The sequence below is a fragment of the Thermoplasma sp. Kam2015 genome (genome assembly GCF_003205235.1).
Lineage (GTDB): Archaea > Thermoplasmatota > Thermoplasmata > Thermoplasmatales > Thermoplasmataceae > Thermoplasma.
The window spans coordinates 1-9,021 of sequence record NZ_QJSM01000031.1; the positions used below are offsets into that span (position 1 = coordinate 1).

The 9,021-nt window shown below is 39.7% G+C and carries 9 protein-coding genes, 1 tRNA gene and 1 pseudogene; 6 read left to right on the plus strand and 5 right to left on the minus strand.

The genetic code is table 11. The features are described 5' to 3' along the window. Window positions 1-685, plus strand: a 685-nt coding sequence (locus DMB44_RS06695) for an RNA-guided endonuclease TnpB family protein (RefSeq protein WP_153280185.1), incomplete at its 5' end; no start/stop codon positions are given. A gap of 76 nt (window positions 686-761) precedes the next feature. Next, window positions 762-1,355, plus strand: coding sequence for a cob(I)yrinic acid a,c-diamide adenosyltransferase (locus DMB44_RS06700; protein WP_110642089.1), 594 nt, complete (start codon window positions 762-764; stop codon window positions 1,353-1,355). A 113-nt stretch (window positions 1,356-1,468) separates the two neighbouring features. Here the strand turns inward: DMB44_RS06700 and DMB44_RS06705 are convergent, their stop codons facing one another. From DMB44_RS06705 to DMB44_RS06715, 3 genes are all read right to left on the minus strand, one after another. Next, on the minus strand, window positions 1,469-2,584 hold the full coding sequence (locus DMB44_RS06705; RefSeq protein ID WP_110642091.1) for an NAD(P)/FAD-dependent oxidoreductase: 1,116 nt from the start codon (window positions 2,582-2,584) through the stop codon (window positions 1,469-1,471). Between the two features lie 664 nt (window positions 2,585-3,248). Further along, a tRNA-Cys gene (locus DMB44_RS06710) sits at window positions 3,249-3,320 on the minus strand. Window positions 3,321-3,386: 66 nt separating this feature from the next. Continuing rightward, window positions 3,387-4,055, minus strand: a complete 669-nt coding sequence (locus tag DMB44_RS06715; protein WP_110642094.1) for a 16S rRNA (pseudouridine(914)-N(1))-methyltransferase Nep1 — start codon at window positions 4,053-4,055, stop codon at window positions 3,387-3,389. A gap of 430 nt (window positions 4,056-4,485) precedes the next feature. Between DMB44_RS06715 and DMB44_RS06720 the strand changes: the two genes are divergently transcribed. After that, window positions 4,486-4,935, plus strand: coding sequence for a DUF1641 domain-containing protein (locus DMB44_RS06720; RefSeq protein WP_110642096.1), 450 nt, complete (start codon window positions 4,486-4,488; stop codon window positions 4,933-4,935). Between the two features lie 20 nt (window positions 4,936-4,955). Here the strand turns inward: DMB44_RS06720 and DMB44_RS09500 are convergent, their stop codons facing one another. Continuing rightward, window positions 4,956-5,294 carry an SHOCT domain-containing protein gene (locus DMB44_RS09500; protein ID WP_201796948.1) on the minus strand — a complete coding sequence of 113 codons (339 nt, stop codon included), beginning with the start codon at window positions 5,292-5,294 and terminating at the stop codon, window positions 4,956-4,958. Between the two features lie 48 nt (window positions 5,295-5,342). Further along, complete coding sequence (locus tag DMB44_RS06730; RefSeq protein WP_110642098.1) at window positions 5,343-5,843, minus strand: MarR family transcriptional regulator; 501 nt, start codon at window positions 5,841-5,843, stop codon at window positions 5,343-5,345. 616 nt (window positions 5,844-6,459) lie between these two features. On the opposite strand from DMB44_RS06730, the gene DMB44_RS06735 reads away from it, so the two are divergent. From DMB44_RS06735 to DMB44_RS06745, 3 genes and pseudogenes are all read left to right on the plus strand, one after another. Next, window positions 6,460-7,995 carry a lipopolysaccharide assembly protein LapB gene (locus DMB44_RS06735; RefSeq protein ID WP_110642100.1) on the plus strand — a complete coding sequence of 512 codons (1,536 nt, stop codon included), beginning with the start codon at window positions 6,460-6,462 and terminating at the stop codon, window positions 7,993-7,995. Window positions 7,996-8,165: 170 nt separating this feature from the next. Beyond that, complete coding sequence (locus DMB44_RS06740; protein WP_110642104.1) at window positions 8,166-8,915, plus strand: hypothetical protein; 750 nt, start codon at window positions 8,166-8,168, stop codon at window positions 8,913-8,915. Further along, window positions 8,899-9,021, plus strand: a pseudogene (locus tag DMB44_RS06745) (bifunctional hydroxymethylpyrimidine kinase/phosphomethylpyrimidine kinase); the annotation flags it as partial. The gene DMB44_RS06740 and the pseudogene DMB44_RS06745, both read left to right, overlap by 17 nt.

Here is a 9,021-nt window from a genome sequence, read left to right on the forward strand (position 1 = left end):
CTCAGAGAACTCCGTTGGCATAGATCTAGGCATCGAAAAATTTGCAACCTTATCGAATGGTATAGCAATAGAGAATCCAGGATTCATAAAGAAGGTAGAGAAAAGAATAAAGCGTCTTCAAAAACAGTTATCGAGAAAGCAGAATGGATCGAAGGATAGAAGGAAGCAGATATTGAGATTGCAGAAAGAGTACAAAAAACTAAGAGACATGCGTGAGGACTTCCTTGATAAAATATCGACTGCGATAGCCAAGCGGTACGATACCATAGTCATCGAAGACCTCAACGTACATGGAATGATGCAGAACCATCGTATATCCAAGAGCATATCTGATGTTTCTTTCTATTCCTTCAAGCAGAAACTGGAATGGAAATCGGAAAAATATGGAAAGAATATAATAGAGATAGGAAGGTTCGATCCATCATCTAAGATATGTTCAAGATGCGGTAACATAAAGCATGATCTGAAGTTATCAGATCGCATATATCATTGTGATGTGTGCGGATTAACGATCGACAGGGATCACAACGCATCAAAGAACATAAGGAAGATTGGATTGATAAAAGTAGGGCTGGTGCAGCCCGAATACACGCCTGTGGAGATCGCAACATCGGGCTTGTGCGGAATATATCCGTACAGGCAGAGGTCGGTCGTTGAATCAGGAAGCTCCGAAGCTTTAGCTTAGGAGTAGCTCACAAGTTGAACAGTTTTTCATATTTTAGACTAGTGATGTCTATTATATCGCATTTCGATCTTGGATCATGGATGAGAATTCCAAACTTGGCCTCATAGATGTATTCACAGGTGACGGAAAGGGAAAAACAACGGCGGCGTTTGGCCTGGCCTTCAGAGCACTTGGATGGGGCTACAGGGTGTATATACTTCAATTTATGAAGACCGGAGTATATGGCGAAAATAAATCCGCAATAATGTTTGATAGGAATCTCAAGGTTGATTACGTGGGGATGCCGTATTTCATTGCCTGGGAAAATGAAATACCGAAGGAGGATCTGGACAAGGTTAAGAATGTTGTGATCTGCAAGAAAGGACATCCTCCAGATGACTACCGAGAGGCTGTCAAAGAACATTTTGAAGCATCCCTGAAAGAGCTTGGGAGTGGAAACTGGGATGTGTTCATATATGATGAGATAAATGTGGCTCTCTACTACTACCTGCTGAGTCTGGATGAGGTTATGGAGATATTCAAGATAAAACCAGAACATACCGAACTGGTTTTCACCGGGAGAAAGATGCCGAAGGAAATTATGGATAAGGCTGATCTCATCACGGAGGTCTCCTCGCCGAGACATCCATATCAGAAGGGCATACTTGCAAGGCGCGGAGTCGATTTTTGATTTTATTATGAAAAACTGTATTCTATCACTCTTTTCACAATTTTAAAAACATACATACCATCTTGCAAATATTGGGAAAACCTGAGACCTCAATATATGAAAATGTCTGTTGATCAGCCTTTTATCTCATTATTGTATATATCAGAAACATAGTCCGCTATTGCTGGAGATGCTGTCAAACCAGGAGATTCAATACCTATGAGATTTATAAAACCAGGCATCTCGTGGTCAGCTTCGTTCCTTATTATGAAATCTCTGTATGAACCATCATGCCTTATCAACTGTGGTCTTATGCCAGATGAATCTTCATGTACTTCATATTCCGTTATGGAGGGCAAAAAACTCTGTACTGATTCTACGAAGTCTTTGACACTTGAATTAACGCGATAATCTATGTGATCGACGTTATACGCGTTTGGGCCCAGTCTTATGGATCCAGAAAGATCCGGAGTAAGATGTATGCCAAGGCCCTTCTCTTCAGGCATAGGATATATTAGTCTTTTAACAGGCAGTTTTCCAGATACTCTGAAATAATCACCTTTCACATAGCTTATGCGGTATCCAAGCTTATCTATATCAAATCCCGCAAGTTCAGCAATTCTGCTGGAATAAAGGCCTGCACTGTTTATGACCGTATTGCATCTAACTGAGAATCTCTCTCCCGCGCTTATCCCATCGATTATATAGCCATCATGGGACTTTCTTATTCCAGTAACTTCAGTATCAAGAGCGATGAGTCCACCGTTTTTCTTGATGCTATAATAGAAAAAATTCATCAGATCATAGGGTTCAAGAATTCCCGTAGATGGGACATATATAGCCTTATCCGCATGAACGGGTGGCTCAATTGCCCTTACATCATCAGCCTCTAGCATCTGTATGTCTTCAATTCCATTGTTCCTGCCATTCTGCGCGAGTCTTTCTAGTGCTTTCAATTCACGTTCTCCGTTAGCAACTATCAATTTTCCGAGCCGTTTGAAAGGTATCTCATGTTTCTCACAGAGCTCATATATCATGGCATTTCCCCTGAGAGAGAGTTTCGCTTTCAAGGTTCCCTTTGGATAGTATATGCCAGAGTGTATGACGCCACTGTTATGGCTACTTGTTTCCGCGCCTATGGCCTTATTCTTTTCAAAAACGTAAACTGATTCGTTGTTTTCTGATAATCGAGAGGCGATAGCCAAACCAACAACTCCAGCGCCAATTATCACGATGTTTGCGGTTTCCATAAGTATAGGTTCATCTCTAATGGTAATATATAGTGAGCTACTCTTCAGCTGAAGCTTCGGATCTTCCTTTCATCGAAGAGACCTCTACCCTTCCGGATATCCGTACAAGCCATATATCACTATAACCACAGGCGTGAATTCGGTTCGCACCGATCCTACTCAAGTATCGTACGCTTGGTTATCGTGGATGATACTGAAGAATGTAGGAAGACAATCTATAAATATTTCTATTTATCGGGTGAAGTCCGTGTATCTCCTGTTCGAAGAAGGAGAATTACTGCTTCCCCCAAACCCCTAACCTCTCTATTAAAATCCCCTGGATAACATCCATGCTCGGACAGTATTTCTGATCTACTACCTCCAGAAAGCAAGCCTACAACTTGCGAATTAATCTCCGCAACCATGATAAGTACATTTCATCTCTTATGTATTCTTCGATAATTTCTTTATGCATAACTAGTGGATTGCCAATTGAAGAATGTTCATTGATAACAAGAGATTTGCTGAGCTAACTTTCCAGGGCACCATATTTTTAGTGTAAGTTTGCTAGATGTGGAGGTCTAAAATGATACATGACCAGATTTATATAACGATGATAATGACTTTGCGACATATACTTTGAGGAACATTAACAGTTGCAAATTACAAGAAAACCGCAGTCAAGAGGATAGGTAGGGATTCGAACCCTAGTAGATGGGATCTGCAGTCCCACGCATGACCTCTCTGCCACCTATCCGTGTTCTGGCAATTATTCAACAATATTTTATCCTTTCCACAAAAAGCGGCCATAACTAATGAAACACTATGTGAGGCCTATGGCCCGCTCATAATTTGCTATGACTTCATTTGCGACAGACCATATTGTTAGTTCCTGATCGAATATTGCATATTTTTCTTGCATATATGATATATCGCTGAGGAAATCACCCTCAGAAAAACCACCAATCACAACAAGCAAATCGGATTTATCTAAGATTTCCGACGGTTTTTTCATTTCGCCTTTCGGATGTAGGAGTATATTCCTATCAACATTTATGGAATTTATCAGATCTCGAAGAGTCGAATCTTCAATTGAGAGCAGCTTTTTCCCGCTGTTCGTTATGATTTTTTTGTCGAAGAGATCCTCGAAGAGACCTATAAACCTATTATATGACTTGGGCATCCTAGTGATTGGACTTATTCTTATTACCTTGTTATTTCTCGTATGTATATAAGTTCTCAACTGATTCTTATGATTAAGGATAGATTCCTGCGCCATCTCCAGCAACAGATATATTATATCAGGCCTTCCCCTCCTCTTTGATTCGTTTGGAAAGTATCGGTCGATAGAGGTATGCATATAGTTGGAATCCAGTATTATCTTGTCGACCTTTTTGTTTCTCTTCTTGGCGAATCGCCTTATCGCTGGATCTTCTGTCATCTGTTCTGGGATAGTTTCCAGTTCGGCATCGGCGATGATAAGATGGAGCATAACATATGATGCTAACCTGTGATATTATGGTTCTCATCTTCCCTGAGAGCGTGAACGATCCATAAGCTGAATCTTCGGGTATTCCTTTTAACGAATAGACCTCTGCCCGTACGGTATATTCCACCCAAACACCGTATCATAAATCCCTAGGTGTATATTCTGAACGCGTTGGTCCTATTCTTATTTACCGTGTAGAATTTCATTATACTTTCTCATTAGGGGAAGTTCCAATACTTTCTGCTCGAAGAGATGATTTTACCTGTTCCAGCAAAAGCCTAACCTCACTATAAAATCTTACACTGAACGGAGCTAACAACATTAATATATCAATTGATACTTAATACAGTATGATATCTATTAAATATATAGATGATTCCAAATTATCTTCAAATGATGCCATCAGATTTGAATTGCCTCACAGTGGAGGTAGGTGAAGTTGGAAAAATTAAAAGATGACTATGTTTTGGAGGGCACTGAAGGATCGGTTCAAAAAATCCTGTCTATTATAGTGGAACTGGATAGGAGTGGAATAATTGATATACTATATAGAATGGCGAAGGATGAGGAAGTTATAAGCTCATTAAAGAAGTTGCTATCAAGCGGTTTCTTTATGAATCTTATCGATAACTCAGAGGTTATAGCAAATTCTCTCACAACAATAGATCTTGGAATGTTTCCACATTATACAAATGCTATAAAGGCTGTGGAAAATGCAATAAAAACTGAAGATGTGGAACCTGTTGGCGGTGTAAGTGGAATTCTTCAGAAAATGAAGGACGATGATACTCAGAGAGGCATAGGTATTGTACTCTCATTACTGAAGAGTCTGGGAAAGACATGCTCTGAATCCCAAGGATGTCCATTCAAAGAGAAAAAATGAGGAGATTTAGTTACCATCTGTTATCTCCTCAGATCTTCCAATCTCTTTTCATATTCCTCTTTTGAAATTTCTCCTCTAGCATATCTCTCTTTTAGTATCTCCTCAGCTCGGTTGTCGTAATTGTGAATACCAGAAAATGCTCCGAAGAAGAGGTATATGAACAGCACTATCACGAGTACAGAGATTATGGCCATTATCGGCATGAATATATACATGCCATAATATGGATACCCCATCATACCATAGCCCAACCCTCTGTATCCTGCACCGTAATAGATTGTTGGAATCACGCTGAGGATCACAACTAGCGCTATCATAGCTATGAGCGCCCAGATCACAACACTAAGATGATTTTTCATATTAATCAATAAATTGAAACACCTGATAAACCTAACTTGAAATACATTTCAGAAATGTATTTTACCCAGAAGTAAAATCTCGTTCGTCATGCCGTATCTCCTTCTCTGTATGATACCTTTGTTTTCCAGCGAATTAAGTATCCTTGAAACTGTTGCGGGGGAAAATCCGGAATCTTTTACTATTTGATTCTGCATTGCATGACCTCCATATCTTTCAATAATTGCTATTATTGTCTTTTCATTGTCAGTCAGATCGGCTGGAATTATTCGCTCTTCATCATCCAACTGACTATGCTTTCCATACAAGCTTACGAATGATCTAATTGAGAGAACAAGAATAATGCTGTTTATGCCAATAATAAGGCCGTAAAGTATCAGTGTGATACGATTTATTTTTATCCCATACATTATCGTGAACAGCATCACCGAAAAAGTGGATGCCAGTATTATAAGTGAAACCATAGATACCACTAGCATGGTGAATAGATACCTTACCACCCCGGAATCTGGGATGAACTTATTCCTTCTTTTAGACTTTGTACCAGACATAAAGATCCTGTTTCGTGTCCGCAATAATTTCCATCCGTCTGCTATTATATCTTGCTTTCTCAATCATCAGTGAATCATGCCTTCTAATATATAAGTAGATAATTTATTAATAATTTCTTGAATGATCAGCATCTTGATGGTTACCTCCTAAAAACGGAAGATTCATCTTTTCCAGAAATGCGTTCTATGGTTTCCTCGTAGAGTCTTTTAGAATGAACGAAAAGGCTCTATCGTACCATTTCCCAAGAGAGCATCCTCTTTAATATATAAAGTACAGGAATTTTTAGGTCTGATGATTCTTGCTGAAAGCCAGATCCTATCTATTCTTGGAAGGTTGAGCGATTATTTCTCCATGTATATTATCTTAACAGTCAAGTCAATCGATAGCTTCCAACAAGATCGATTAAGCGAATGCATCGTAATGCATCAAAATTTAAATAATGGAGGCAAATATTGAACTTGCTTTATGGGACCATTGTAACATAATCGAGTAGGGAGTGACTGGCCCGACTTTATGCCTGTGATGGTTGAAAGTATTGTGTGGTTCCGAAGGTGAGACCGCGCAGGAACTTCTCAGAGAACGATGAGAAGATGTCAAAAATGAAGGCGAAACGATATGGAGTCTAATAAGGATAATGCAGATAGATATGCAAGTGAGGCAAAGGATGCCATAAATTTTGGTGATTACGATAAGGCGATAAGCAATATTGAAAGGGCCATTAAAGCGAGCCCGAGGGATGTTTCATATCATCTCATAAAGGCTGACGCACTCTATAAGAAGGGCGATTATGAGGGGGCCCTTGACGCACTTAACTTCGCAGAGACACTTGATCGTAACAATCCAGAACTACATTCTCTGAAGAGCATATGCTATGGATCAATAGGAAAGTTTAGGGAATCGAAGGATGAGGCCATAAAAGCTATAAAGGCCGATCCAAACTATCCTTTTGCATACTATAACAAGGCAAAGTCTGAACAATACCTTGAGGAATATGAAGAGGCAAAGAAGGATCTTCAGAAATATCTCGAGCTACAGCCAAACGACCCGGATGCGTATCTTGATCTTGCCGAAATGAGCTATAATGAGGGCGATTACAAAAATGCTCTGCAGAATGTTAATACCGCTATAAGGAAGGATAAGGAGAACACGGATGCCCATGATCTGAAGCTCAACATTCTGCTTGCCAAGAAAGATATAGAGAGCTATCTGAAAGAGCTGCTGGAGGCATTTAAGGATACTGAGGATTTCAAGTACATAGGCACACTAGTCGACACCCTGAAGAACGTTGGATCCTACGATACAGCAGAGGATATACTCAAAGAATTCATAAAGATCTATAAGGGAGAACCATTTTTATACGATGCTCTCGCAAGGGTATATTACGATGAGGACAGAAAGGATGATGCATATAAAACCTACGAAGATCTGCTGAGCGCCAACGGCGACAGGGAGGCAAAGATATACTGGTTCGATTTTCTGCTTGATGATGGCTCCTTTGATCGGTTGATAGAGGAGATCAATAAGAGCGGGCTGAATGATGATGAGGTCCTTGAAATAAAATATCTTGCTGAGGATCAGAAGGGGGATCATCAGAGCGCCCTTGAAACGGCCAAGGAACTCATAAATCTTGATCGAAGCCCTTACAACATCAGCCTCTATGGATCACAATTGAGAAAACTCGGGAAACTTGATGAGTCCATCAAAGCCCTCTCGGAATATGAAAATGACCCAGATGTTTCATATGAAATGTTCCTTACCTATATGGACAAGGATCAGGCCAAGACCGCATCTAAATATCTGAAGAATTCAATAGAGAACAGCGAGGAAGATGATGATATAATATCCAATGTTCTAGAAGGCGTATCTAAAATGATAGATAAATCAGATTTTCAGAGCGTTAATGATTTTCTTGATAGCCTGAACGATAAATCTGATGATATATCCATTCTTGTAGATACGATGCGCGCAATAAACTCCGGTGTATTTGAGAGCTATGAGAAGGGCAAGGAAAAACTTCTGAGAATTGATGAACATAAAGAGGAAGTGTGCGAATTTGCCAACAACATAGTTCAATTGACAGAGGGAAAAGCAAGATCTTTTCTGGAAAAATTCATAGAACAGAACTGCGATAGTGAGGATCAGGAAGATTGATCTCATTATCTAATATCCTTTTTTATATCGATATCATGACGTGGATAATGCACCAGATTGGTATATATCACCTATTGCTGGGATTATAAATTAGAGCCAGTGATCCCATCATTGAACTTTTTCGAAATCTGCTTTGGAAGATCATTTATATATCAAATCGATTGAAGAATGTGGAGATAAGGAAGATTATAGATCCGGATCAGATAGACGGCTTTCTGGAAGTTATCAAGTCTGCGTGGAGGGCTGATAACATTGATGGTGCATTCAGAGATACCATAGCTTCAATGCGTTATCATGGTGGGATACTTCTTGGTGCATTTGACGATGATGGAAAGATGGTTGGTATGTCATTCTCATATCCAGGATACAGAAACGGAAAGATATATCTCTATTCTCACATGGCAGGAGTAATAGAGGGGAAAAAATATTCGAATATAGGATACAATCTGAAGTTAAAGCAGAAGGAACTGGCCGCTTCAATGGGTTATGATCTGATAGCATGGACCTTTGATCCTTTCAATCCGCTGAATGCATATTTCAATATAACAAAGCTGGGTGCTATTTCACGCACATACATAAGAAACTTCTATGGAAACATGAACGACGGAATAAATCGCGGTTTGCGCACTGATAGGGTGGTTGCAGAATGGTGGATCAAGAGCATATTCGACAGAAAATGCAGCGAAATAGAATTCGTTAACGATGAAATGGACTATGTCAGCATAAAAATGCATGGTGATCCAGATTGCCTGGGGTTCTATGTTCCATCCAAGATTTCATTCTTCTTTGAGGAACAGTCTCTGGGGATCAAACTGAAGGAAAAGGCCTATGAAATTTTCAACGAACTTTTCAGAAATGGCTATTCAATAATAGGCTATGAAAAGGGGAAATCAAACTATTTTCCCGGGTTCAAGGATTAGAACAAAGAACACGCATGGAACTGGAGATACTCTTTCTTCAGCCATAGTTTCATACATGATCAGGGGCTACAGTGAAATAGAGGCGGTTCGTATGGCAAAGGAATAT

Bases quoted from the DNA above. Each gene is read 5' to 3' on its own strand.
- DMB44_RS06700 (WP_110642089.1), top strand. From the start codon at position 762: ATGGATGAGAATTCCAAACTTGGCCTCATAGATGTATTCACAGGTGAC.
- DMB44_RS06705 (WP_110642091.1), bottom strand. From the start codon at position 2,584: ATGGAAACCGCAAACATCGTGATAATTGGCGCTGGAGTTGTTGGTTTG.
- DMB44_RS06715 (WP_110642094.1), bottom strand. From the start codon at position 4,055: ATGCTCCATCTTATCATCGCCGATGCCGAACTGGAAACTATCCCAGAA.
- DMB44_RS09500 (WP_201796948.1), bottom strand. From the start codon at position 5,294: ATGAAAAATCATCTTAGTGTTGTGATCTGGGCGCTCATAGCTATGATA.
- DMB44_RS06730 (WP_110642098.1), bottom strand. From the start codon at position 5,843: ATGTCTGGTACAAAGTCTAAAAGAAGGAATAAGTTCATCCCAGATTCC.
- DMB44_RS06735 (WP_110642100.1), top strand. From the start codon at position 6,460: ATGGAGTCTAATAAGGATAATGCAGATAGATATGCAAGTGAGGCAAAG.